Genomic DNA, 24,400 nt, shown 5'->3' with positions numbered 1-24,400 from the left:
CTCAGAAGTTGCTCGACCGGAACGTCTGACGGTCGTAATTGAACTTGAGGTCGGGTTGGGCCTTCAGCGCGATGAAGAAGTTGAAGGCGAAGTTTCCACTGGGGGTCTGCGAGAACGTGAAAATCGCGTTCCAATCATGCAACTGCCGCTGCAAGCCGATCTGCTGGCTGGCAAACCGTGCGCGCTCCACATCGTACTGCGTGCTCCACTGCGCCGACCAGTTGCGGGTGATGCCGAACGACATGTTGGCATTCACCCCCTGCACGGGCGGCTGGCGAACGAACGGGGCCCCGATGGCACTCTGCCCGGTTCCGAGGCCCGTGGGCGGGCTGGTTTGCGCATTGAGGAAGCAGCGTTCGTAGGCCGCGATGCCCTGCGCGCGAAACGCCTCGCACAGCTTGGCGGGATCCGCCTCGATGATGACACCATTACCGCGCGGGGCGCGCTGCCGCGCGGCATTGTACTGGAGACTGAGGTTCCATCCCTGGCCCGACTCCGGCAGCGACATCTGCATGCCGCGCATGGCGCCGCCACCCGCGGCATTCATCTGCCGAGTCTGGCGGGCGAGGTTCTGCTGCGCCGCCGCCTGGGCCGGGCGAATCGATGCGGAATCGGAGAGATCGGCGGCGCGTCCGAACAACCGCGCAATGAAGCCAAAGACCGCACTCTTCCCATTCATCGAGAAGGTAATGCCCGTCTCCGTGCGGTACGGACTGAACGTCGCCGTGTCGGAGAGCGGGTCGCCCTGAAAGAGATCGTAGCTGGTGCGGAAGTCGAGCCCAGGGAGCAGATCGGTCCGGGCGCTGATGGCGAAGGTACGCTCGGTGAACCCGTTACCGGTACTGTCAGCGCGCGCGAAGTCCCAGCTGAGCGGCGAGAAGTTGACGGACAGGAGCTTGATCTTGCGCCCCTGGTCGGGTTCGGAATCGACCGGCGCGCGCAGCTTGGCCTCCAGGTTGGTGGCCAAGTTGAGCGACACGCGGTTCTGCATGAGCGCGCCAAGGTAGCCCACGCGGGACCGTCCGATGGCGGCGAGATACTCGTCGCTCACCGATGCCGTTGGGGAGTAGCTGTAGCTGATCGACGGATTGATGGAGTGCCGGAGCCGCGCAATGGGCCCCAGCCCGGGCAGCATGGCGTACAGCGTTGGCGACGCCGTGAGGGCATAGCTGAGCCGCTTGCTCTGCGACACCCAGCGTCCGCCGCTGCGCTCCGTCCGCACGAACAGCCCCCCCTGATCCACGTTCTGCACGTTGATGGAGGGTGACACGTTCCACGTGCCCTGGAAGAACCGCGGCAGATTGAAGGAGGTCGTCCAATCCACGTTCGTCTCGAAGGTGCGCGCGAACACGCGAATGGAACGCAGGGACGTGTCGCGCACCCCCACGATCTCACGCTGCTCGGGGTAGTCGCGAAACTGTTCGGTGACGGAGAACGAGTTCTGCCATTGGAAGTCCCACAACTTGATGGGGGTCTCGAAGGCGAACTGCATGTTGCGACGGCTGGCGTTGAAGCGCGAACTGTCCACGCCGCCGCCGGGGAGCGGGTTGTACACGAAGGGGAACTGGATGCCCTGGTCGATGCGGCTCGACCCGGAGACGGCCAGACGCAGTGACGGGGTCCAGGCGACCGGGCCGGCTTCGAGCGTCCCGGCGGTCACGTTGAGCTGCGGGAAATCCATGTCCACCTGCGGACGCCCCGGATACTGCACCCGGGATCCGCCGACATTGATCGACGCCGGCCCGATCTTCGTCTGGTAGTTGAGCTGGGAGCGGATGGTGGCGTTCGCCGCCATGGGGTTCACGGTGGTATTGCGCTGAATCTGGGTGTTCTGCACCCAGTTGAGGCGCGCCGTAAGCTTGGTGGACTTGGAGAAGTCCTGATTGTGATTCCAGGTCCACGATGCATTGGTTGTGCCGTTGCGCAACGCCATGTACGACACGGCAAACTCCCCCGTGATGAACCGATCCACCCAGCGATAGCGCATGTCCGCGTTGCTGCGCAGGAAGCCGGGGTCCACATCGGAACTGCGCGCGCCCGACCGCCAATCCATCGACAGTTCGGCGTTCATGTAGTCGTTCAGCGCAAAGAAGTAGCCGATGTTCTGCACACTGCGCCGGTAGTTGGGGCTGTTCCGGATCAGTTCGGCGAAGCCGAAATTGGGGGTGAGCATGCCGCTACGGCGTCCGCTGCGCACGTCCTGGAAGAAGAACGGAATCCAGAACACCGGCACTTCGCCGATGTAGAGCACCCCGGGACGCGCTACCATGACATTCTGCGAGACGAACTTCATGTCCCGGGTCGTGAAGTGAAAATGCGGCTCGGCGTGGTCGCAGTAGGTGAACGATCCGTTTTTCGCGAAGACGACATGACGACCACTGACCAGCGTGTCCGACAGGATCGTACTGCGCTTGGCCGTCAGAAAGAGGCGCTGTCCGCTCACGACCGAGGTGGAGAATGCGCCCGTCGTTCCCTGCCGGGTCTCCAGGTCATACTCGATCATCCCGTTGGCGATGAAGTCATCGGTCTCCTGCGCCTGCGGATCGCGCAGCAACACGGTGTCCCCGGTGGCGACAACTCTCTTGGTGGAGTCGTTGTACTGAATGGAGTCGCCGATGAGCATGGTTTCGTCACGCTGCACCGCCGAGGGCTTGCCCTTGAGCGTCAACAGGCGGGTTCCGGCGTTGAACTTCACCGTGTCCCCCTGATACTGCACCTTGGAGTAGCCTTCCTTGTCGAGCAGGGCACGCATGGCGGAATCCGGTGCCTGCCATTCGTACTTCACCTTGTCCTTGGACAACTCCCGGGTGCTGTCCTGCCCCGGCTGTCCGCGCGACAGTCCGGCCGGGGGCTGGGCGGGCCGGGCGGGGCGCTGCCCCTGGGCCTGCGCCACGCCTGCTCCGGCCACACTCGACCACACCAGCAGCGCCAACCCGGTGCGCCACCAGCCGCACGCGGTGTTTCGCAGGGTCACGCGACCTCAGCAGCCAGGCTGCGTTCTCGGCGCCGCGCAATCAGGCGCGACACGCTGATCGAGACCTCGTACAGGCCGTACAAGGGGATCGTCAACAACAGGAGCGAGGTCGGGTCACTGCCCGGGGTGATGATCGCCGCCGCGACCAGACAGCCCACGGCCGCATGCCGGCGGAACTTCGACAGGTATTGCGGCTGCACGATGCCGAGGGCGGACAGCAGCGCGATGACCACCGGCAGTTCGAAGACGGCCCCGAACGCCAGACACATGGAAATGACGAACCCCATGTAGTCCTTGACCGTCGGCATGATCTCCACGACCCCGCTCTGAAAGGACGCGAAGAACTGGAGCGTGACCGGGATGACATACTTGAACGCGAGGGTCATGCCCATCAGAAACAGCAGGGCCGCCCCGACCAGCGAGGGGATGACGACCTTCTTCTCGTGGGTGTACAGGGCCGGAGAGAGAAAACCCCAGATCTGCCACACGATCACCGGTGATGCGGCGATGAGACCCAGGGTGATCGCGGCATCCATGGCGATATCGAAGAGATCGCCGGGGTGCGTGACGATCAGCTTGCCGGTGATGTACGGTCGGATTGGCTCGGACAGGATCGCGACCACGTCGATCTGCTTGCTGAAGATCAGGGCAAACGACACACCGATGCCAATGGCCAGCGCCAGGGCGATCTTGAAGAGGCGCCAGCGCAACTCCTCGAGATGCTCGAGGAACGGCATTTCCGCGGGATTGCTGCCCGACATGGGTGACTCGTTACCTGGGGTACTGGTCGATCAACGCAGCGTCTTCAGCGTTTCCGCTGCCAGTTCGGCCTCATCGCTACGCGGGAACCGCGCCACGACCTGCTCGAACAGCTGACGCGCCTGTGCCGTGTTGCCCTGCTTGAGGATGAGCTGGGCGCGCTTGTAGAGGGCCGTGGGGGCCTTGGCCGACGTGGGATACGCGCTCACGACGGCCGCGTAGGCGGCGTCTGCGGCGGCCACATTGGATTCCTTCGCGAGGGACTCCGCAATCCAGAACTGCGCGTCCGCCGCGTAGTCGGACTGGGGATAGTTGGTGATCAGCTCCTGAAAGGTCATGCGCGCCGTGGCGGTGGCGCCGCGCAGCAGCTGGTCGCGCCCGGTCGTGTACAGCTGATTCGGTCCCGCGAGCACATTGGCCGATGTGTCGGGCTGCGTGGTCGCCGCGGCGGGTGCCCGCGTACCGCCGGGGCGCGTGGTGCCCCCTGCCGGGTCGACGAGCACCGCCGGCGTTGGAAGCATGGCGTTGCGCGCCTCCATCTCGGAGCGCAGTCGCGCAATGGTTGCCTGGCTCTGGCCAAGCAGCGTTTGCACCTGCAGCAGCTGCTCCCGCACGGCGCGCATCTCGCCGCGCACGTCCCCCTGAATGCCCACGGTGCGGGCGCTGACCCGCGCCAGTGAATCGCTGGCCACCTGAATGAGACGCTGCGTCTGCAGCAGGGCTTCCTTCTGGTCTGCCTGATTTCTGAGCAGCTCCGTGCGCATGGCGGCGATGTCACCCTGCAGGATACGCATGTCGCCGCGCGTCGCGAAACAGCCCCCCGTGGCGACAAGCGCCACGAGGGGAACCAGCCGCCACACTCGGTGGAGACGCATCGGCATCATGTCGGTGCCTTCGCAGGTGGCCACGGGAATCAGCTGGCCGGCTTCAGGGACTCGCCACCAGCCGTGATCTCGAACTCGTCGCGACGATTCTTGGACCAGGCGTCTTCGGTCGTTCCCTGCACCGCCGGACGCTCGCGACCGAACGACGACGTTTCGATGCGCGACGCGTCGATCCCGCGATCGGTGAGATAGCGCTTGGCCGCTTCGGCGCGGCGACGACCGAGCGCGATGTTGTACTCGTCACTGCCCCGTTCGTCGCAATGGCCGGCGATGCGGATGCGCAGCCCGGGATTCACGTTCAGGATGGCGATCTTCGCATCGAGTGCCTCGCGGGCATCATCACGCAGCTCGTCGGCGTCATATTCGAAATAGATGGTTTCGAGCAGACGCATGCGCGCCGCCGCGACCTTCTCGTTGTACGCCGCCATGGTGTCGACCGGAGTGGCGCGAGGGGTGGTGCGCTCAGGCGCCCGCTCGGTCGGCGTGGGGGCCGGCGTGGGGGCCGGGGCCACCGTCTTCTTCTTGCAGGCGCCCAGCATCAGCGACGAGGATACCACGACCAGCAGCAGACGAGAGGAACGCATCATGTCGAAAGGCTCCGGATTGGAGGGAGGAGGGTATGCCCGCAGGCGCTTACTGGGCCTGCAGGCGCGGGGACCACGCGGCAAGACGGGTTTCCGGACCACGCGTCAGCTGGCGCGCCCGCCCGGTCTCGATGTCGACCACCCACAACTGGCGCGTGCCGCTACGGTTCGAGGTGAGCACGAGGTGCCGCGAGTCCGGCGCCCACGACGGATCGTCATTGCGGCCATCGTTGGTCACCTGCCGTACCGACTGATCGCGCAGATTGATGGTCATGATTTGAAAGGTGCCACCGTTGCGGGACTGAAAGGCGACCAACCGTCCATCGGGCGACCAATCCGGTCCCGCGCGGTAGTCACGGTCACCGAACGCCGCCGCCGTCAGCAGCTCCACGTTCGTACCATCGAGATCGCTAATATAAACCTCCGGATGCCCGGAGCGATCCGACATGAACGCCACACGCTGACCGTCTGGGCTGAAGGTGGGCTGTGCGCTGGCGCGCCCGCGTCCCACCGTGACCCGCCGGGCGCCGCCGCCTTCGAATGGCTGGGCGAACAGGTCGGTACCGGAATCGGAGCCCCGTGCATAGAGCAGCGTCCGCCCATCGGGCGAGATGGCCGGCGTGGTATGCTCGATCCCGGGGGCACTGGCCAGCACGCGCTGGGCGCCGGTGGCGAGATCAGTGAACATCACCGGATTCCGCACCCCATCGAGCACCGTGTACACGATCCCGCGCCCGCTGGGCAGCCACTGCGGTGACATCCCGCCTGGCGTTACCGGGATCACATTTGCTCCATCGCTGTCAACTGTCCACACCCGGCCGGCGCGAGTAAATGCGATGCGCGTCTGCGCGATGCCACGCTGCCCCGTGATCCACTCCTCCACTGCATCCGCCACGCCATGCACCGCCAGACGCCAGGCGGGGGAGAGCGCACCGGCGGGAAGCGGGAAGTCCTTCTGGTTGCGCACGCTCTTGAGTCCCACGTCGTGCAGCAGCACCCGGACCCAGCCACTGGGCAGTACCGAGACCTGCACGATGCCATCAACGCCCAGCCTGGAAAACAGCGCCCAGTTGATGCCCCCCGTCACCGCAGGGGCCGCGGACGAACTGACCACGGTAAAGCGGTCGCTGAAATCGAAATCGCGGCTCAGGATGGTAGTCAGCGAATCCCCATTGGCCCCGCGAACCGGGAGCACGATCAGGGCGGTCTTCTCTCCCGGACGGTATTGCAGCCCCAGACTGACGCCCTTGGTCGGCTGTGCCATGAGCGCGGGGACCGGGGCCGACAACAAGGCACCGAGGGCAACAAGGGCGCTTGCCAGCGCCCACCGGACAACGCGAGGGACTCGCACGCGCGCAGACACCATCGGCAGAGACGGGGAAAACGGAATCATCGGACCTGGCACGTCACTGCGGGCGCAGCGCGTAATCGAACGTGAAATAGACCACCAGCACATCGTCGGCCCACCCGGCGGGGAGCGCACCGAAGCTGCGAGTACTCCCGACCGCCTCGATCGCCCCCATGGCATCGAGGTCATACAGGCGGTCACCGGAGCGCTTCACCACCTCGATGCCAACGACGGTGCCGTCGCGGCGAATCATGAACTTGAGCTCCGTGACCAGCGCCGCCGATACGCGCCGTGGGGACCAGTTGAGGGCAATCTGACGCACGATGTTGGACAGGTACCCGGGATACGGGAACGCGATCCCATCCGTGCGCACATTCGCCACGTCCGCCCCGCGCGTGCCGGTGGCACCGGCGCCGGACTTTTTCGCCGCGTTGGTCTTGGTTGCCGTGGGCGACGGGGCGTTGCGGTCTCCCCCCTTCTTGGTCCGGTCCGTGGAGGGGGTGGCCTTGGGAGACGGCAAGACCTTCTTCGCCTTGGTCGGGGTGGGAATCGTCTTCTCCTCCGCGACACGCTCCGCCCCGGCAACGTCCTGCGTGGACGCCGTAGCCTCCGTGGTCGGTTTCTCGACACCGGCCTGACGAGGGCCGGCCTGCCCGATCAACTCGACCCGGTACACTGGTGGGCGGGATTCGGCCGGCCGTGTCCCGGCCCACAGCACGAAGGCCAGAAGCGCACCATGGACGGCCATCGAGGCCACCAGTCCGGTCCCAAGGGACCGCCGCCCTGCCCGCGGTGCGCGAGCCGCCGCCACCGTCGCCATGCTCAGCGCGGCTCGTCGGGCTCGGCGACCAGCCCGACCTCGGTGATACCGCGCGCCTTCATGGCGGCCACCACGCGGATGACCGTGCCGTAGTCCACCCCGGCGTCCGCCCGCACGAAGACGCCGCCCGCCCCCTTGCGATCGGAGAGCGCCTTGATGCTGCCGGCGAACTCCTCAAAGGTGAGCTTGGTGTCATCGACGAAGATCTGACCGCGGCGATCCACGGTGACCACCAGGCCGTTCTTCGGCTCGAGCGGCTTGACCTCCGCCGTGGGCAGGGCGATGTCGACGCCGCCCTGCATCATCGGCGCCGTGATCATGAAGATGATCATCAGCAGCATCATCACGTCGATGAGCGAGACGACGTTGATTTCGGCATTCACCCCGAGACGTTCACCACGACGGCCGCGGCGCATGCGTCAGATCCGCCCTTCGCGAACCATGAGCGCGATGAGTTCGGACCCGAAGCCCTCGAGCTCGTTGTCAAGGCGATTGAGGCGGGCCGCGAACACGTTGTAGGCGAAGGCTGCGGGGATGGCGACGGCGAGCGCCGCCGCCGTGGCGATCAGTGCCGTGGCAATACCCGGAGCCACCGCCCCGATGTTCCCCGAGCCCTTCGTGGCGATGCCCTCGAATGCTTCGATCACGCCGAGCACGGTGCCGAACAGTCCGATCAGCGGACTCACGCTCCCCACCGTCGCCAACCACGGAATGAAACGGCCCAGTTCTTCCCGCTCGCGCCCGGTCTGTGAATCGAGCACCAGCCGGAGCGCCTCGACCTGCGATCCGGAGAGCCTCGCCGTGCGGTCGGAGGTGGCGCCCAAGGCGGGCTTGGTATCGTTGAGGAATTGCACCGCACGAGCAAAGACGGCCGTGAACGGACTGGGCTTCGACCGCTGGGCCAGCAGCATGGCGTCGTCGATGCCGCGCGCCCGTTCGAACTCGCGCACGAAGGCATTGCCGCCCGACTCGGCGCTACTGAACGTGCGCCACTTCGCGAACATGATGGCCCACGACAGCAACGACAGCACCGCCAGCAACCCGAGGACCGCCTTGGTCACCGGATCGCTGGTGAGAATCAGCTGCACAAACGAACGCGGCGTGGTGCCGCCGCCCTGCGTCGACAGCTGCAGGAGCAGCAGGGCACCGGACAACGCCCCTCCCCCCGTCACGCCGTGGCCCCGGCGGCCAGCCGCGCGCGACGATCAGCGAAGAACCGATAGGTGTTGGCGAGTCCGTCGGCCAGGGAGACCTCCGGCGCCCAGCCAAGCACGGCACGCGCCTTGTCCGTCTGCAGCGCCGACCGGGCCAACTCGCCCGCGCGGGCGGGCGCATACTCGATGGGCGCCGTTGCCCCGGACACCGTGCGCAGCGTCTCGGCGAGCAGGTTGACCGACGTCTCGATGCTGGTGCCGATGTTGAAGGCGCGCGCATCGAGTCGCCCCCTGGGTGGCAGTTCGCGCGTGGCCGCCAGAAAATTGGCGCGCGCCACATCGCCGGCGTACACGTAATCGCGCGTCTGTTCACCGTCGCCGAACACCGTGAGCGGGCGGCCATCGAGCAACCGATTGCAGAAGATCGCCACGACCCCGGCTTCGCCATGCGGATCCTGCCGTGGTCCATAGACATTCCCGTAGCGCAGGGCGACCGTCTCGAGGCCATGGACGCGGCCGTAGTACGCGAGGTAGTACTCGACGGCCAGCTTCGCGATGCCGTACGGCGCCTCCGGATCCTTGGCGAACGCTTCCGTGCTTGGTGGCGGATCGAAGTCGCCATACAGCGCACCGCCCGTGGACGAGAACACCGTGCGCGTCGGATACCCGCTGGTGCGGACCGCCTCCATGATGTTGAGCGTACCGAGCACATTGCGCGTCGCATCATACACCGGATCTTCGACGCTGCGTCGCACATCGATCTGCGCCGCCAGGTGACAGATCACGTCGAAGCGTCCGTCACGGACGAGCGCCGATGCCTCCGCCGACGTAATGCACCCGCGCACGAACCGGGCGGCGGCCGGGAGGTTCTCTTCGCGACCGCTGGACAGGTTGTCGAGAACGGTGACGGTCCAGCCTTCGGCCACGAAGCGATCTGCCACGTGTGAGCCGATGAACCCGGCACCTCCCGTCACCAGGACTGATTTCGCCATGCCGCTCGCTGCCTCGTCGTCGGAGTGATGTTGTCGTGAATCCCGTCAATGTAAACACGCGCCGGGGGCCACGGGGCACCCGGCGCGTGTGGATATTCTTCCGGCGACGCACGATGTGATCTCACCACCCGTGCGCTGCTGCTGTGCCGGCGACTACCGTTGGTCACGGCCGTCGCCGGATGTCCTCAGGGCGCTTTCGCGTAGCGACGCACCGTCATGCCGACCGCTATGTCGGTCTGGTACTGCTGGGTGATGATGGCCGTGGCATGATCACGATCGGCCCGAACCACGCGCACCGTTGCCGCGACCGCTTCGGTCGTGCCCTGCGCAATCCGGCGATAGATCGCCATCTCATCGCCGGCCGCCAGTCCGCGGGCACTCCCGGCCGAGAGCAGCACGAAGCTCTGCAGGGTCGGCTGCCCCTCGTTGGGGTCGAGCCAGGCAACGGTAGCGGATACATCCGGGGTATCCAGACGCGTGGTCTTCACCCACGGTGCACCGCCCTCGGGAGCGGGGAGCAGGTGCTGCCCTTCTTCGATGCGCCCGGACTGCCGTCGCACCGTCGCCAGCGCTGGCTTCCCCGCCTCCGCCTTTACCACTTCAAGCACGCCGGTCGGTTGCACCAGCAACTGCCCAGGCAACAGGAGCGAGGGGGGGCCAAAGGCGATGAGGCGGTCGCCCACCTTGTAGCTCTGCAGCGCCGGAGCCGCCAGCTCCACCTGATCGGTCATAATGGCCCGCTGGGGATACGCATCGCCAGTGGATTGCGACGATCCGACGCGGCCGGCCAAGCGGCCCGCCTTGGCCAGCACCGCCTCGGCCACCACGAACGGCGCCGACTGAAGCTCGGCAACGCGCGGCGCCGGCGTGTTCGGCCGAAGCACCGCCCGTGTACGCCGCTCCGCCTCGGCGGCGTCCGGAAGATCTCGATGAAAGACGGTCGTGACCTCATTCGGCTTGCGCGACGCCATGGCCACCTCCTGATCGACCAGTCCGACACGACGCGCGCCGCGCTCGCCCATGAGCGTGCCCACGCTCGGGCTGAGATCAGCGCGTCCGGTGTCGGCGGCCGTTGCCACCTTGGCAGTGGTCGAGCTCGGCGCAGAAGCGGGTGCTGCAGATGCCGCCATGGCCACGCGCGCCCCAGCCCGCCCCGCATTCTTCTTCCCGGCCGTCTGTGCGGCGAGAGAACCGGCGGGTGCCTTGGCTGGCGAGGCGTCGGGGGCAGGCGGCAGCGTGCCTTCGCCGGCCTTGGCGAGGGCCCCCTTGGGCACCGTGCTGTCAGCAGGGGCGGCCGCGACCTCGGCTGCCTTCGGCCCACGGACCGTAGGACGCGACGGAACCGTCAACCGCATACCCACGCGGAGCGGCGGTTCGGCCGAAACCGAGAGTCCATTCGTACGCGCAAGTGCTTGCCACTGGTGGCCATCGCCGTAGTAGCGCGCGGCGAGACTCCAAAGGGTTTCGCCCGGCTTCACGACATGAACCCGGGTGGACGCCTGCGACGCGGCCGACGGCGTGCCCTGCGCGTGCAACATGGCGGGACGCCAGACGAGCAGCAGGGCCAAGGTGGCCAGAACCGCGATGAGAAGACGGGACAGCACGCTGCTCGCGGGGCTGTCCGTGACGGCGGTGGAGGCGTGCGCCCGATTGGCAGCGCGCATCAGCGAACCTCGACAGGGGAAGAGTCAGGGCGTCCGAAAAGGGCGGATGCCGAAGGTGCCGTGCCGGTGCTGCACACAGCGTACCCACACGAGAGACGCCTGCCCGCGCCCACGGTAACGGCGGGACATGTCGGTCCCGGCGCTCCCTGTCACACCGCGGGCATTTCCCTGGCGACGCCAATGCCGCCAGGGTCCACGCCCCTCACGCGGATGTCAGAACGGCAAGTCGTCGTCTTCGTCGTTGAGGGCGCCAGGAAAATCATTGAAATCGTCGGCACCCGCCGGGGTTGCCGCCTTGCGCGGGGCAGCGGGTGATGAGGGGGCCGACCGGCGCGGCGCCGCGTCCATGTCATCACCACCGCCCATACCGCCAGCGCGACCACCAAGCAGCATGAGTTCCTTGACCTTGATCTCGGTGGTGTACTTGGTCTGCCCCTCCTTGTCCGTCCACTGGCGGTACTCGATCTCCCCCTCGACGTAGATCTTTTCGCCCTTGCGCACGTACTTCTCGACGACATCGGCGAGGCCGGTCCCGCGCCCGCTGTTCCACACGACGCAGCGATGCCACTCCGTCTTTTCCTGCTTGTTGCCACTCTGATCCGTCCACTGGCGGCCCGTCGCGAGTGAGAACGTCGCGACTCGGCCGCCGGTCCCGACGGTACGGACTTCGGGATCTCCCCCGACGTTGCCAATGAGAATGGCCTTGTTCAGGCTGCGGCTCACGTTGCCTCCTCAGAATCGAAATTGAACGCCGATGATGCATCGAACGATGGGAACATACGGCACACTCGGCAGGACGCGTTAACCGGCACGACGCCGGGACCATCAATCCTACGCGGGGGATCTGACAGGACGAACCCGTCGCAACACCAGGGCATCCTCGGTGGGGTGCTGGTAGTATTGGCGTCGCCGTCCCACCAACTCGAAACCGCGGCTGCCGTACAGGTCCCGCGCCGGACCGTTGGATGTGCGCACTTCGAGATACACGGCGGCCACGTCGGCGGTGTCGGCAAGATGCAGGGCGTCGTCGAGCAGCTGCGCACCGACACCGCAACCGCGACGTGCCAACGTGGTGCAGATGTTGGCAATCTCGCCCTCGTCGGCCGCGCGCAACAGCACACAGTAACCGGCGATTTCCCCCGACCCCTCACACGCCACCCGCAGGCGGGCATACCCATGCGAGAGCAGGTCGAGGAAGGCCGACGGCGGCCACGCGTCGGCAAAGGCTTCGGCTTCGATCTCGGCCACCGCCTCGACATCGCCGAGGTGCATGTCCCGAATGGTGACCGGGAGGCGCGCCATGAGTCGTCAGCTCCGCACGACAGGCGCATCCGGCAAGCTGATGCCGTAACGCTCCTCCCACTTCACCTGAGCTTCGGCAAGGCGCCCGTACAGGGGCTCCCACCCGTTCAGCTCGATCGGGCGATCCCGCCACTCCCCGCGAGCCGCCGGCAGGCACTCGGCCGCTGGCATACACAGCGCACGATCCTCGGCAAACGGCGACGACAGCACCGCCAGCCGCTGCCCCGCGGGCACCGCCGACTCCAGCATCGCCGCCGCCATGCGGACGGCGGCTCCCGCCGGGCGCCAGAACCCGCCCTCGTATCGCCGGACCGGGAGTACGTAACGCTCTCCACGGAGCGCCTCGGCGTGCACGACATACTCGCCGGCTGGCACGTCCGGCAACGATGCAGCGGCCAGGAGCAGCGACGGCACGGCGTAGAGGGGGCACCCGGCACCATGGGCCAGCCCCTTTGCCAGTGCGGCAGCGATACGCAGCGAGGTGAAGCCACCTGGCCCCTCTCCGCACACGATCGCCCCCACGTCGCGCGGGTACACGCCCGACAACCCCAGCATGTGCTGCAGCGTGGGGAACAGCTGATCCTCCTTCCCTGCCCCCATGGTCACGCCCTGAGCGCCCAGCAGACGGCCACCGGCGAACAGCGCCACCGTTCCATTGCTGGTCGAGGCGTCGAGGACGAGTGTCGGGGCGGATTCGGAAAGGGCGGTCACACAAGGAGTTTACCGCCGCCTCCCCTTCGATCACACCCCGCCCGTGACACGCCAGTGACGTCAGGCCACGCGCGGCGCCCCCCGCTCGGGCGGCGCCCCGGTCATGACGGTCGGCAGCTGTTCGAACCCGTTTGCCTGCTCCTGCGCCAACGAGCCCAACGGTCCATCCTCACGTCCCGTTGGATCAGACGCCGTTCCCAGATGATGTCTGCCAGCGGCACCGTGCCGGGACGCGCGCTGACCGAGGCTCACGACGAAGCCGTGAATCGGGACACGAACGCAGTACCGAGGTACGATGGACCTCGTGGGAGGGCACACGATGCCGGAGTGTCGGACCCGATCGTCGGGGCCTGTGGTTGGGGTACCGACCCATTCCGTCAGCGCCGTCGTGCACGGCCAGCCCGCGCCGCACGTCGAACCGTTCAGCGCGGGCGTTGCGGCGCCACGCGCAGTACGCGCCGACCCGCGTGAGCCGGGTCGTGCGCCAGCGTGATGTGGATGGTCTCCGGTGGCAGGGTGTGCCGTGCGCGTTCGGGCCACTCCACCAGCAACACCGGCGCGGTGGCGACCAGTTCGTCCCAGCCGAGTGCCTCGAGTTCAGACTCGTGGCGCAGCCGATACAGGTCTACGTGGACGACGGGGCCGCGGGGCGAGTCGTACTGCTGCACGAGGGAGAAGGTCGGACTGGTCACCGCCCCGAGCGCCGATACCCCAAGACCGGCACAGATGGCACGGGCGAGGGTCGTCTTGCCGGAACCGAGGTCACCCTCCAGGGTTACCACGGCCGGTACGGGCAACGCCGCTCCGACCGCACGTCCCCACGCTTCGAGGGAATCGCGCTCCGGCGCCCTCGGCGCGCCACGCGTGAGCAGGTGCGACAGCACGGAGGCTGTCGAGTCAGCGGCCACGCTTCCCTCCGGCACGGCGCCCTGGGGCACTCCCTGGCGGTCGCTTTGGCGCGAGGGCGTTGCCGCGGGCCTGCGCAGGTGCCTGCCCCAGCGCCGTTCGCACCTCGAACAGCTGATCGCGGAGTCGGGCCGCCGCCTCGAAGTCCAGCGCTGTGGCGGCTTCACGCATGGCCACTTCTAGCTCGGTCACCAGCTGTTCGAGCTCCTCCCGTGACCGTGCCACCTGCTCGTTGGCCAGACGCTTCGGCGCCGGGGCCTCACCATCACGCTCGACGCGCGCGTCGGCCACCCGCGTAATGAACCGGACCTCGTCCACACTCTTGCTCACCCCCTTCGGCACAATCCCGTGCGCGACATTGTGCTCGTGCTGCATGGTGCGCCGACGGTTGGTCTCGTCCATGGCGCGCTGCATGGACCCCGTGATCCGGTCGGCATAGAGGATGGCCATGCCGTGCAGATTGCGTGCCGCCCGGCCGATGGTCTGAATGAGCGACCGATCGCTGCGCAGGAAGCCTTCCTGATCGGCATCGAGAATGGCGACGAGCGACACCTCGGGCATGTCGAGTCCCTCGCGCAGCAGGTTGATGCCCACGAGCACATCGAATTCTCCCAGCCGCAAGCCGCGCACGATTTCCATGCGTTCGATGGCGTCAATGTCGGAGTGCATGTAGCGCACCCGTACGCCCATCTGCTGCAGATAGTCCGTGAGATCCTCCGACATGCGTTTGGTGAGGGTGGTGACCAGCACCCGCTCCCCCCGGCGCTCGCGCTGCCGAATTTCGTGGAGCAGATCGTCCACCTGTCCCTTTACCGGCCGCACCTCGAGGACCGGATCGAGCAGCCCCGTTGGCCGAATGACCTGCTCCACCACGATCCCCTCGGAGAGCTGCAATTCGAGTTCGCCCGGCGTGGCCGATACGCTGATGAGCCGCGGGACCAGGTGCATGAACTCCTCGAAGACCAGCGGCCGGTTGTCGAGCGCACTCGGGAGCCGGAATCCGTAGTCGACGAGCGTCAGCTTTCGTGCACGGTCGCCATTGTACATGGCGCGCACCTGGGGCAGCGTCACGTGCGACTCGTCCACGACCACGAGATAGTCGTCGGGGAAATAGTCGAGCAGACACGCCGGACGTTCTCCCGCCAGGCGGCCACTGATGTGCCGAGAGTAATTCTCGATGCCGGCGCAGGTGCCGATTTCCGCCAGCATTTCGAGGTCGAAGTTGGTGCGTTGCTCCAGCCGCTGTGCCTCGAGCAGCTTCCCCTGCAGCCGCAGCTCCGCAAGTCGCTCCGCCAGCTCATCGCGAATGGCCTTCGACGCGCGCTCGATCGTTGGACGATTGGTGATGAAGTGCTTCGCCGGATAGATGGCCATGCGGTCGAGCGTGACGATCGTGTCACCGGTGACCGGATCGATCTTGCTGATACGCTCGATCTCATCCCCCCACAACTCGAGCCGCACGGCCTGCTCCTCGTACGCCGGGTAGATCTCCACGGTATCGCCACGCACGCGGAAGGTGCCGCGATCGAAGGCGACATCGTTGCGCAGATACTGGATGCCCACCAAAGCGCGCAGGATTTCGTCGCGCGGGATCTGCTGTCCCCGTGACAGGGACACCATGCGTTCACGGTACGACACCGGGTCGCCGAGGCCGTAGATGGCCGAGACCGTGGACACGATCACGACATCGTTGCGCTCCATGAGGGAACTCGTGGCGCGCAGGCGCAGGCGATCGATATCCTCGTTGATGCTCGCGTCCTTCTCGATGTAGGTGTCACTCGAGGGGACGTACGCTTCCGGCTGGTAGTAGTCGTAGTACGAGATGAAATACTCCACCGCATTCGCGGGGAAGAACGACTTCAACTCGCCATACAGCTGCGCCGCCAGCGTCTTGTTGTGCGACAGCACCAGCGTGGGGCGCCCCCACTGCGCGACGACATTGGCGATCGTCATTGTCTTGCCGGAGCCGGTGACGCCGAGCAGCGTCTGGTGGCGATCACCGCGCCGGAGTCCGGCGGTCAACTCGGCAATGGCGCGAGGCTGGTCGCCAGCCGGATCGAAGGGCGACTGCAGGCGGAACGGGTATTCCATTGTGCGAAAGCTAGCACTCTCGGTGTCTCTTCGGTAGAACCGATTCAGTACCGATCGCTACCCGCCCCCGCTCACGCTCGTGACCTGCACAACCGTCAGTCTCGATCGGTGAGACGTGCCCTATCCCTGCGGACGGCGCATGTCGGCAAGCCCCGTGACGGATTCCCGCAGCCCCCCGCGCCGTCTGGCGCGCCGCCAACCGCACCTCATCCCCGCGCCTGCGCCCCTCGATGCGACGCGCACGCTGAGGACACCGGCACGGCTGCACGCCACCGGCCGGGGGCGCGCGGCCCAGTCGGCTACTCGTCGGCCGTGATCTTCTCGCGCCGGCTGACCACGGCAATACCCTTCACACGGCGCGCCGCCTTGATGATGCGTTCGAGGTGCGCGAGGTTCTCCACTTCAACCATGGCTGCGCCGGTGACCTTGCCATCCGTGGTCTTGAGCTCGAGGCTCTTGATGTCGGTGCCGGTAGCGCTCACGGCCGCTGCAACATCCGCGTACAGCCCGCGGCGGTCATTCCCTTCGAGTGCCAGCCGCACCACGAACCGCTCGCCGGCCATCTCCTGCCAGTCGATCTCCAGGCGTCGCTCAGGCTCGTGCGCGAGGAGCAGCAGGTTGGGACAATCACCGCGATGGATGCTCACGCCACGCCCACGCGTGACATACCCCACCACGCGATCGCCGGGAACCGGCTGGCAGCATTGCGCATACCGCACCAGCAGCCCGTCGGCACCCTGAATGCGGATACCCTTGCCGGTGCCGACCACCTTGTTGACGATGCGCTCGAACGTGCTCGGCTTCGCCGGCTCCGGCGGACTCGTATCGAGCAGCGGGTGGAGCAGCTTGAGCACCTGCAGGACGTGCACGTCGCCGGCACCAATGCTGGCAATGAGGTGCGGCGTATCCTTCAGCTTGAGCAGCTTGGCAATGGGATACAGCTCGGCATCATCCGCCTTGGACAACCGGCGGCGACGCAATTCTCGCTCGAGGATCTCCCGCCCCAGGCGCATCGCCGACGACCGCTCCTCGAGGCGCAGCAACTGCCGGATCTTGTGCCGCGCCTTGCCGGTACGCACGTGGGCGAGCCAGTCGCGACTGGGCTTCGCATTCGGATTGGTGAGGATCTCGACCGTCTCGGAGTTCTTGAGCTCGCGCGACAGCGGCGCGATACGGCCGTTGACCTTCGCCCCAGCACAGTGCGCCCCCACCTGCGAGTGGACGGCAAAGGCGAAGTCGAGCGGAGTGGCCCCCTTGGGCAGCTGGATCACGTCGCCGGTGGGCGTGAACAGGAAGATCTCGTCCTGATACAGGTCCAGCTTGAGAAACTCGAGAAACTCCCCGGGCGTCTCGGCATCCATCTGCAGCTCGAGCACCTGCCGAAACCACGCCAGAGCCTTGTCCAGCTCGTCGGCGCTCTTGGCGCTCTCCTTGTACAGCCAGTGCGCCGCAATGCCGTAGTCGGCCGTGCGATGCATGTCCCGCGTGCGGATCTGGATCTCGAAGAGCTGGCGGCCCGGACCGAATACGGTCGTGTGCAACGACTGGTACCCGTTGCTCTTCGGCTGCGCGATGTAGTCCTTGATGCGCTCCTGCACCGGCGTCCAGCCATCGTGAATCACCCCCAGCGCGTGGTAGCACTCCAGCACGTTGGGGACGATCACGCGGATGGCAAGCAGATCGTAGATGTCCTCATACGGACGATCACGCTGTTGCATCTTCTTGTAGATGGACCACAGATGCTTGGGGCGGCCCGTCACCTCGACGTCGGCGATGCCCGCATCGGTGAGGCGCTTCTCGAGCGGCTCCTTCATCTGCGCAATGAGCGCCTCGCGCTCCCCACGCTTGGCCGCCACCATCTTGGCCAGCGACTTGTAGGCTTCCGGCTCGAGATACTTGAACGCCAGGTCCTCGAGCTCCCAGCGCACCTTCGCCATACCGAAGCGATGGGCCAGCGGGGCATAGAGATCACGCGTTTCCTGCGCAACGCGCCGGCGCTTTTCCGGAGCGAGCCAGTCGAGCGTGCGCATGTTGTGGAGCCGGTCGGCCAGCTTGATCAGAATGACGCGGGCGTCCTTGGCGATCGACAGCAGCAGCTTGCGGTAGTTCTCCACCTGCCGCTCCTCGCGCGAGGACAAAGGCAGGTTGGCGATCTTCGTGAGGCCATCAACGATCTGGGCAATTTCGGGGCCGAACTCCCGGGCCACGTCCTCGACGGTGATGTCGGTGTCCTCCACGATGTCGTGGAGCAGGCCGCAGGCCACGGTGGTGGTGTCGAGCTGCAGGTCGGCCAGAATGCGCGCCACCTCGACACAGTGCGAGACGTAGGGCTCGCCCGAGTGCCGCACCTGGCCGGCATGGGCCACGTCGGAGTACCGGTACGCACGCACGAGCAGGTCGTGATCGAGTCGATCGTAGGCGCCATCGACGCCTGGTCCGAATCCCGGAATCATCTCGTGCAGCGCGATCGTCGTCACAACAGTCCTGCCTCCGCAAAGCTTACGTATCGGCCCCGTCCCACAATGACATGGTCGTGCACCGGGATGTCCAGCAGTCGCCCGGCCGCGACCAACTGCTCCGTGACCGCGCGATCCTCCGCACTGGGCGTCGGGTCACCGCTGGGATGGTTGTGCACGAGTATGACCGCCGCCGCCCGCTCGGCGATCGCCTCCCGGAACACCTCACGCGGGTGCACCAGGGAGGAATTGAGCAACCCTCGTGTGACCATCACGTCCCGCTCCAACCGATGCTGCGCGTCGAGGATGGCCACGTGGAACTCCTCAACCGGCGCATCCTGCAATCGCGGCGCATACACTGCCGCCACATCACGCGGCCCGCGCAGCGGTTGTCCCGCCTCCCGTGCCTCTCCTGCCATCCGGCGACCCAGCTCCAACGCCGCCTGCACCGCCGCCGCTCGCGCCGTTCCAACCCCACGCGTGCGGGTCAACGCGGCAAAGGGAACCGCCGCCAGCCGACCGAGCGACCCACCGGATTGTGCGAACAGCTGCTGCGCGCATTGCAGCGCCGACCCCCCACGATGTCCCGAGCCAAGCAGCGTGGCCAGCAACTCGGTGGTGCTCAGCGCCTGAGCGCCAAGGAGGCGCAGACGCTCCCGCGGCCGCTCCGTCGACGGCATCTCCTTGATCTTAAGGCGAGGTTGGGTGGGCTGGCTAGTCGGCTGGGGCACGGGGTCTCCGAGCAAGGGACTGTCGAACGCGAGCGTATACAGTACCGGGGGCCGCGCGTGATCCACGTACCACAAATGCCACCGCCGGCTCCTTTGAACGCTGATGCGCGCCGTCGCGTACCTTGTGCCGTATGCCTCCCAGTCAGCCACCCGATTTCCCCGTGTCGCCAAATGCCGCCGACGCGCCGCCCGGCCCCTTCGAGCGCGCGACGTTCGACCCCACCAGCGACGCCGAGTGGGAATCGCTGCGGAGGCTGGGCCATCGCATGCTGGACGACCTGCTGGCAGCCCAGCGCGCGCTGCCGGAGCAGCCGGTGTGGCAGGCGCTTCCGGACGTCCTGCGCGCCTCCTTCGAGGAATCAGGGCCGCGCCACGGTATCGGTCCCGAAGCCGCCTACGAGCGGGTACGCCGCAGCGTGCTGCCCTATGGCCTTGGCAATTGGCACCCGCGCTTCTTCGGCTGGGTGCAGGGCAATGGTACGCCGCTGGCCATGCTGGCCGACATGATCGCCGCCGGCCTGAACCCCCACCTCGGCGGCTTCAACCAGGCGCCAGCGCTCGTCGAGCGCCAAGTGGTGTCGTGGTTTGCCGAATGGCTCGGCATGCCGGGAGCGAGCGGGCTGTTCGTGACGGGGGGAACCATGGCGAACGTGCACGCGCTGGCGTGTGCCCGTATTGGCGCGGCACGTCGCCTTGGGCGCGACGTACGGCGTGATGGGGTGCAATCGTGGCCGGGGGAGCCCGCCGTTGCGCCGCTGGTGTATTACGGATCGACCGAGACGCATGCGTGGGCATTCAAGGCCGCCGAGTGGCTGGGGTTGGGATCGCGGGCATTTCGGACTGTACCGGTGGACAGCGACTTCCGCATGCGCCTCGACGTGCTGGAATCCATGCTGGAGGCGGACGAACGGGACGGCCTCATCCCGTTCTGCGTGATCGGTACGGCGGGCACGGTGAATACGGGCGCCACGGACGACCTCGTCGCGCTCGCCGACCTGTGCCGCCGACGCCAGCTGTGGTTCCATGTCGACGGGGCGTTCGGCGCCCTGGCGGCACTCTCCCCGCTCGTCCGTGAACAGGTCATCGGCATGGAGCGCGCCGACTCCCTCGCGTTCGATCTGCACAAGTGGGGATCGATGCCGTTCGAGTGTGCCTGCGTACTCGTGCGTGACTCCCAACTGCATCACGAGGCGTTTCGCCACCGCGCCAGCTACCTCGTGCCAAGCGAGCGTGGCCCTACGGCTGGCGGAATGTACTTCAACGAGCGCGGACTCGATCTCACGCGTGGGTTCAAGGCGCTCAAGATCTGGATGCAGTTGCACGCTGACGGCGTCGAGCACTTCGGGCGCATCATCTCGCAGAACGTGCGGCAACTCCGTCGCCTCGTGGCGGCGATCGATGCGCATCCGGAGCTGGAGCGATTGGCGCCGGCGCCACTCAACATCGCCTGCTTCCGGTACGTCCCGCTTCGTCCGCGGGGGGCCATGGGTGCGTACACCGACGCGGAACTCGATCCCCTCAACCGCGAGTTGCTGGCGCGTCTGCAGGAGCGCGGCCTCGCCATGCCGTCGAGCACGGTCATCCATGGCCGCTTCGCGATACGGGTGGCCCATGTGAATCACCGCACCACCGACGCCGACATGGACCATCTGGTGCAGCAGATTGCTGTCCTGGGGCGGGAGATCGCCGGCGCGTCTGCCGTACCGGTGTGACGCGCCGTGCAGGGCCGGATATGCAGAACGGGACGACCGCCATGGCCGTCCCGTTGTGTACATCTCGTTGCGAGTGGATCTGAGCCTCGACGTACCGAGGCGGAAAACGGTTCAGCGACCGCCCGAGCCGCGCGGCTTGGCCGTCCGCGCTCCGCCGTCGGAGGATCCGGACGAAGCCCCCCCACCGCCCATACCGCCCATGGACCCGCCGCCAACGCCTCCGCCCCCACCACTGGGCGAGGCCGGCGAGTATATGCCCGAGCCGCTGCCGGACTGCGGCGTGGAACGCGTATAGCCACCGCCACGAACCGCCCGACCGCGTACCGGGCCACTGGCGTCACCGCCACTTCCGCCATTGGGGACGATCACGACGGGGCCCCCGCCCCAGAAGACGCCAGGCCCGAACCCGCCCCCCCAACCGCCGCCCCACCCCCCACCCCACCCGCCGCCCCACGGCGAGAAGGCGTTGAAGCCCCAAGGGCCACCCCCGAATCGATAGGGGTTGAAGTACCCGAAGCCCCAGGGGTCGAGCATCCCGAAGCGATAGCCGAACCCCCAAGCGCCCAACCCGCCGGGGCCGTAGCAGAGATCGTCCATCATCTGGCAGCGCGAACCCATTCCGACGCCTCCCATGCCGCCACCACCGGTCCGCCCATTCCGCATGGCCACGATCCCGGGGCCCTGGGATGCCCCCGATGCGGTTGTCATGGCCGGGCCGATCTGGAAACGATCGGGATTGGCCAGGGCCACCATCACATCGATGACCCGCGGCGGGACTCCGCCGTCCGCCAGCCGAAGGAGGGACTTGGCGTCGAGCGCAAGGCGCTGCCCGATCTCCGAGAGCCATGCTTCGGCCAGGCTTGCGGGAACGACACTGGCGGTGGCGATCACCTCGTCAATGCCCATCGCCCCACCGGTGGCCACGCGCAAGGCACGTGAGGAGCGCGGGGCGCCGGCAGCGGCCTGCTCGCCGTCGCCATCGAAGCGGAAGCGGGCCACGGAGGTCGCTTCGTTCTTGCCGACGGCGAGATGCTGCAGCTGCACCCACTGCCCGGCGTCGTTCATCGTCATCAGGCCGGTTTCCACGCGCTTCACGCCGCGGGCGCAGGAGAGCTCTGCCTTGAGCACCAGACGCGCGTCATCGGGTGACCATTCGGCGCGTTCTGTTCCTTCGCACTCGTCGATGCGGCGCGGGACCGCCGAGCCGGCGACTGGCAACGCCGTTCGCGACATGACGGAATCGCGATGGTAAAGAACGATGTCCACCGAGCGTGCGACCGTCGAGCTGGGCATCACGCAGGCCCGCGTCGGCTGCTTGTCGCTGTCGAGTTCCTCGAGACCGAGTCCGGTGTCGAGCGGACGCCAGCAGCCGAGCCACGGTTGGAAGCGCGCATCGACCGGCGCGCTGGTCCCCTGCGCGTGCGCACCGGAGGCGGAAACCAGCAAGGCCGCCGCCGTGATCGGCACGCGAAGGCGTCGTGCGAGAGGTACGCGGAACATGGGCGAGTCTCCGTTGGCGAAACGTTCAGGCGACGGCCGCAGCCGGCGCGTGGGCAGGAAGGACGTACGCATCAGAACCGGAACTGCAGACCGGAGGTGAGGCCGATCCCCGACAATGCCGTGCGATCGAAGCCGGTGAAGTCACCCTGCAGAGGGGCTCGCGAATGGTCGTAGCGCAACTCGGTGTTGATGGCGACCGCCGGCATGAAGGCCCAAGTGACCCCCGTGGCCCCGTACGCGAGCGGCGCCCACCCTTTGGCCTCGAGCGTGGCGGAGAAGACGTTGAGATTCGCGGCCCGAAAGTCGACGAAATCTCCTTCCTGATGAAATCGGTAGTACATGGCCCCGGCGCCAGCGGCGACGTACGGCACGATTTTCGCCGGCACCCAGGCCAGGCGGCTGACGCTCCGTCCGGCGGGGGTCAGGTTGTAGCGCACGCCGACGCTGAGCGGTGTGCGCCGCAGGCGCGTGGCCTGTTCGATGGGCAGATCGCGGTTGTCGACGAAGTCACGGTATTCCGACTGGACGCGCCGGGTGACTGTGGACGCCGAGAACTGCAGTTCGAGGCGTTGCGTGAGCGGGACGCCGATATCGCCGCCCAGGGAGAGTCCGGTGTACCTGTCCGGATTCAGGGTGAGCAGGCTGTCTGCAAAGGCGAACACCCCATCGGACGCGTTCGGGCGAGCAGCGCCGGCGCGGAGGGTGATCGTTGCCAAGGGGCGCCCGAGCATGTAGTCCCTACGGGACTGGGCCTCGACGGGTGCGGCGTGGATTGCGCCTGCTGCGGCGAGAGCGAGCGCCAACCGGGTGGCGGTGGACGCACGAACCTTTCTGCTGTCCGACATGATGTTCTCCGGATGGATCTGCCGTGAATGTACCCGCATGCTGCCGTGAACGGTCCACAACCTGGCGCGGGTCCGTACGCTCGCCCGGCAGGCGGGTTCCAGCCGGCGGGCGGCACACTTCATTGATCCCGATCATCTGCTCCCGCTTCGCTCGCCCGCGCCAGGCGGAGGCCCAGTTCACGACGCGGTGAGGATAGGCGGGTGTGTCAGTCGGTTGTCAGCCGTTTCGGGAGAATGGTACGCGATTGGGGATTACAGAATGATGAACGTCCTGTGGAAAAGACGCAGCCCCCGCTGCATGGATACGAGATCCACGCAGCGGGGGCTGCAAAGGGTGCCGGCGACGGCCTACTCTCCCGCGAGCTCTCGCCCGGAGTACCATCGGCGCTATCAGGCTTAACGACCGTGTTCGGGATGGGAACGGGTGTGGCCCTGACGCTCTAGTCGCCAGCGAATGGGGGGCCCCCGAGGGGGCAGACCATTCGACAGACAGCTTGGGAAGTGATCATGAGGCGCCGGTGCGCCTTTCGGGCGGCACGGCGCTGACGATACGGGTGCTTTGCGGTGATACTCGATTCTGTCCAGGCCGAAGCCTGGGGGAGTCAAGCCGCACGGGCGATTAGGACGGCTGCGCTCGGAACGTCTCGCGACGCTTCCACGTGCCGCCTATCGACGGAGTCGTCTCCTCCGGCCCTTCAGGGAGCTCAGGGCTCCAGGGAGAATTCATCTTGGGGGGCGCTTCCCACTTAGATGCGTTCAGCGGTTATCGCCACCGACCATCGCTACCCGGCGTTGCAACTGGCGTCACAGCCGGGACACGAGCGGGTCGTCCGACTCGGTCCTCTCGTACTAAAGTCCGCTCCCCTCAATTCTCCAACGCCCACGACGGATACAGACCGAACTGTCTCACGACGTTCTGAACCCAGCTCATGTGCCACTTTAACCGGCGAACAGCCGGACCCTTGGG

The 24,400-nt window shown here is 66.8% G+C and carries 20 protein-coding genes and 2 rRNA genes; 1 reads left to right on the top strand and 21 read right to left on the bottom strand.

What is annotated here, in order from left to right; genetic code table 11:
- Position 1: 1 nt before the first annotated feature.
- The 17 genes from LW840_RS09435 to radC all read right to left on the bottom strand — a co-directional run bounded on the left by LW840_RS09435 (position 2) and on the right by radC (position 19,325).
- Positions 2-2,974 (bottom strand): putative LPS assembly protein LptD, encoded by a 2,973-nt coding sequence (locus LW840_RS09435; RefSeq protein WP_291266523.1) that lies wholly within the window; start codon positions 2,972-2,974, stop codon positions 2-4.
- Positions 2,971-3,711: a twin-arginine translocase subunit TatC gene (tatC, locus tag LW840_RS09430; protein WP_291269111.1), complete on the bottom strand. Its 741-nt coding sequence runs from the start codon at positions 3,709-3,711 to the stop codon at positions 2,971-2,973. The genes LW840_RS09435 and tatC overlap by 4 nt, the downstream gene beginning before the upstream one ends.
- Positions 3,712-3,765: 54 nt before the next feature.
- Positions 3,766-4,608 (bottom strand): tol-pal system protein YbgF, encoded by an 843-nt coding sequence (gene ybgF, locus LW840_RS09425; protein ID WP_291266522.1) that lies wholly within the window; start codon positions 4,606-4,608, stop codon positions 3,766-3,768.
- A gap of 38 nt (positions 4,609-4,646) precedes the next feature.
- On the bottom strand, positions 4,647-5,204 hold the full coding sequence (gene pal / locus LW840_RS09420) for a peptidoglycan-associated lipoprotein Pal (RefSeq protein WP_291261827.1): 558 nt from the start codon (positions 5,202-5,204) through the stop codon (positions 4,647-4,649).
- Positions 5,205-5,250: 46 nt separating this feature from the next.
- Complete coding sequence (locus LW840_RS09415) at positions 5,251-6,465, bottom strand: hypothetical protein (protein ID WP_291276871.1); 1,215 nt, start codon at positions 6,463-6,465, stop codon at positions 5,251-5,253.
- A 142-nt stretch (positions 6,466-6,607) separates the two neighbouring features.
- The gene (locus LW840_RS09410) at positions 6,608-7,297 is read right to left on the bottom strand and encodes a TonB C-terminal domain-containing protein (protein WP_291269109.1); all 690 of its coding nucleotides are present in this window, start codon (positions 7,295-7,297) and stop codon (positions 6,608-6,610) included.
- Between the two features lie 74 nt (positions 7,298-7,371).
- On the bottom strand, positions 7,372-7,785 hold the full coding sequence (locus LW840_RS09405; RefSeq protein ID WP_291261830.1) for a biopolymer transporter ExbD: 414 nt from the start codon (positions 7,783-7,785) through the stop codon (positions 7,372-7,374).
- 3 nt (positions 7,786-7,788) lie between these two features.
- A complete protein-coding gene (locus tag LW840_RS09400; RefSeq protein WP_291266521.1) occupies positions 7,789-8,523 on the bottom strand; it encodes a MotA/TolQ/ExbB proton channel family protein in 735 nt (244 codons plus the stop codon).
- A gap of 14 nt (positions 8,524-8,537) precedes the next feature.
- Entirely contained in the window at positions 8,538-9,515 is a 978-nt protein-coding gene (locus LW840_RS09395; RefSeq protein WP_291266520.1) for an NAD-dependent epimerase/dehydratase family protein, read from the bottom strand.
- A gap of 185 nt (positions 9,516-9,700) precedes the next feature.
- Positions 9,701-11,179 carry a LysM peptidoglycan-binding domain-containing protein gene (locus tag LW840_RS09390; protein WP_291276870.1) on the bottom strand — a complete coding sequence of 493 codons (1,479 nt, stop codon included), beginning with the start codon at positions 11,177-11,179 and terminating at the stop codon, positions 9,701-9,703.
- A 213-nt stretch (positions 11,180-11,392) separates the two neighbouring features.
- Positions 11,393-11,902 carry a single-stranded DNA-binding protein gene (ssb, locus tag LW840_RS09385; RefSeq protein ID WP_291261834.1) on the bottom strand — a complete coding sequence of 170 codons (510 nt, stop codon included), beginning with the start codon at positions 11,900-11,902 and terminating at the stop codon, positions 11,393-11,395.
- 108 nt (positions 11,903-12,010) lie between these two features.
- On the bottom strand, positions 12,011-12,481 hold the full coding sequence (rimI, locus tag LW840_RS09380; RefSeq protein ID WP_291261835.1) for a ribosomal protein S18-alanine N-acetyltransferase: 471 nt from the start codon (positions 12,479-12,481) through the stop codon (positions 12,011-12,013).
- Positions 12,482-12,487: 6 nt separating this feature from the next.
- On the bottom strand, positions 12,488-13,192 hold the full coding sequence (gene tsaB / locus LW840_RS09375) for a tRNA (adenosine(37)-N6)-threonylcarbamoyltransferase complex dimerization subunit type 1 TsaB (RefSeq protein WP_291276869.1): 705 nt from the start codon (positions 13,190-13,192) through the stop codon (positions 12,488-12,490).
- Positions 13,193-13,614: 422 nt separating this feature from the next.
- Entirely contained in the window at positions 13,615-14,100 is a 486-nt protein-coding gene (gene tsaE / locus LW840_RS09370; RefSeq protein ID WP_291261837.1) for a tRNA (adenosine(37)-N6)-threonylcarbamoyltransferase complex ATPase subunit type 1 TsaE, read from the bottom strand.
- Positions 14,090-16,189, bottom strand: a complete 2,100-nt coding sequence (gene uvrB, locus LW840_RS09365) for an excinuclease ABC subunit UvrB (RefSeq protein ID WP_291273840.1) — start codon at positions 16,187-16,189, stop codon at positions 14,090-14,092. The genes tsaE and uvrB overlap by 11 nt, the downstream gene beginning before the upstream one ends.
- A gap of 299 nt (positions 16,190-16,488) precedes the next feature.
- Entirely contained in the window at positions 16,489-18,666 is a 2,178-nt protein-coding gene (locus LW840_RS09360; protein ID WP_291261393.1) for a bifunctional (p)ppGpp synthetase/guanosine-3',5'-bis(diphosphate) 3'-pyrophosphohydrolase, read from the bottom strand.
- Positions 18,663-19,325, bottom strand: a complete 663-nt coding sequence (gene radC, locus LW840_RS09355; protein ID WP_291269105.1) for a DNA repair protein RadC — start codon at positions 19,323-19,325, stop codon at positions 18,663-18,665. Before radC ends, LW840_RS09360 begins: the two co-directional genes overlap by 4 nt.
- Before the next feature lie 182 nt (positions 19,326-19,507).
- On the opposite strand from radC, the gene LW840_RS09350 reads away from it, so the two are divergent.
- Positions 19,508-21,088 (top strand): pyridoxal-dependent decarboxylase, encoded by a 1,581-nt coding sequence (locus tag LW840_RS09350; RefSeq protein ID WP_291276868.1) that lies wholly within the window; start codon positions 19,508-19,510, stop codon positions 21,086-21,088.
- 111 nt (positions 21,089-21,199) lie between these two features.
- Here the strand turns inward: LW840_RS09350 and LW840_RS09345 are convergent, their stop codons facing one another.
- The 4 genes from LW840_RS09345 to LW840_RS09330 form a co-directional block, all read right to left on the bottom strand.
- On the bottom strand, positions 21,200-22,588 hold the full coding sequence (locus LW840_RS09345) for a hypothetical protein (protein WP_291276867.1): 1,389 nt from the start codon (positions 22,586-22,588) through the stop codon (positions 21,200-21,202).
- A 71-nt stretch (positions 22,589-22,659) separates the two neighbouring features.
- Entirely contained in the window at positions 22,660-23,250 is a 591-nt protein-coding gene (locus LW840_RS09340) for a hypothetical protein (protein WP_291276866.1), read from the bottom strand.
- Positions 23,251-23,768: 518 nt separating this feature from the next.
- Positions 23,769-23,885 (bottom strand): 5S ribosomal RNA (gene rrf / locus LW840_RS09335).
- Positions 23,886-24,031: 146 nt separating this feature from the next.
- Positions 24,032-24,400: ribosomal RNA gene (locus tag LW840_RS09330) — 23S ribosomal RNA — on the bottom strand; the annotation flags it as partial.

Source organism: Gemmatimonas sp. (genome assembly GCF_021298855.1).
GTDB lineage: Bacteria > Gemmatimonadota > Gemmatimonadetes > Gemmatimonadales > Gemmatimonadaceae > Gemmatimonas.
Note: the sequence above shows the minus strand (reverse complement) of the source record. Positions and strands in the feature narration are given on the sequence as shown.

Coding starts and splice junctions, on each gene's coding strand:
- tatC (WP_291269111.1), bottom strand. CDS start 3,711: ATGCCGTTCCTCGAGCATCTCGAGGAGTTGCGCTGGCGCCTCTTCAAG.
- ybgF (WP_291266522.1), bottom strand. CDS start 4,608: ATGCGTCTCCACCGAGTGTGGCGGCTGGTTCCCCTCGTGGCGCTTGTC.
- pal (WP_291261827.1), bottom strand. CDS start 5,204: ATGATGCGTTCCTCTCGTCTGCTGCTGGTCGTGGTATCCTCGTCGCTG.
- LW840_RS09415 (WP_291276871.1), bottom strand. CDS start 6,465: ATGGCACAGCCGACCAAGGGCGTCAGTCTGGGGCTGCAATACCGTCCG.
- LW840_RS09410 (WP_291269109.1), bottom strand. CDS start 7,297: ATGGCCGTCCATGGTGCGCTTCTGGCCTTCGTGCTGTGGGCCGGGACA.
- LW840_RS09405 (WP_291261830.1), bottom strand. CDS start 7,785: ATGCGCCGCGGCCGTCGTGGTGAACGTCTCGGGGTGAATGCCGAAATC.
- LW840_RS09395 (WP_291266520.1), bottom strand. CDS start 9,515: ATGGCGAAATCAGTCCTGGTGACGGGAGGTGCCGGGTTCATCGGCTCA.
- LW840_RS09390 (WP_291276870.1), bottom strand. CDS start 11,179: ATGCGCGCTGCCAATCGGGCGCACGCCTCCACCGCCGTCACGGACAGC.
- rimI (WP_291261835.1), bottom strand. CDS start 12,481: ATGGCGCGCCTCCCGGTCACCATTCGGGACATGCACCTCGGCGATGTC.
- uvrB (WP_291273840.1), bottom strand. CDS start 16,189: ATGGAATACCCGTTCCGCCTGCAGTCGCCCTTCGATCCGGCTGGCGAC.
- radC (WP_291269105.1), bottom strand. CDS start 19,325: ATGCCGTCGACGGAGCGGCCGCGGGAGCGTCTGCGCCTCCTTGGCGCT.
- LW840_RS09350 (WP_291276868.1), top strand. CDS start 19,508: ATGCCTCCCAGTCAGCCACCCGATTTCCCCGTGTCGCCAAATGCCGCC.
- LW840_RS09345 (WP_291276867.1), bottom strand. CDS start 22,588: ATGTTCCGCGTACCTCTCGCACGACGCCTTCGCGTGCCGATCACGGCG.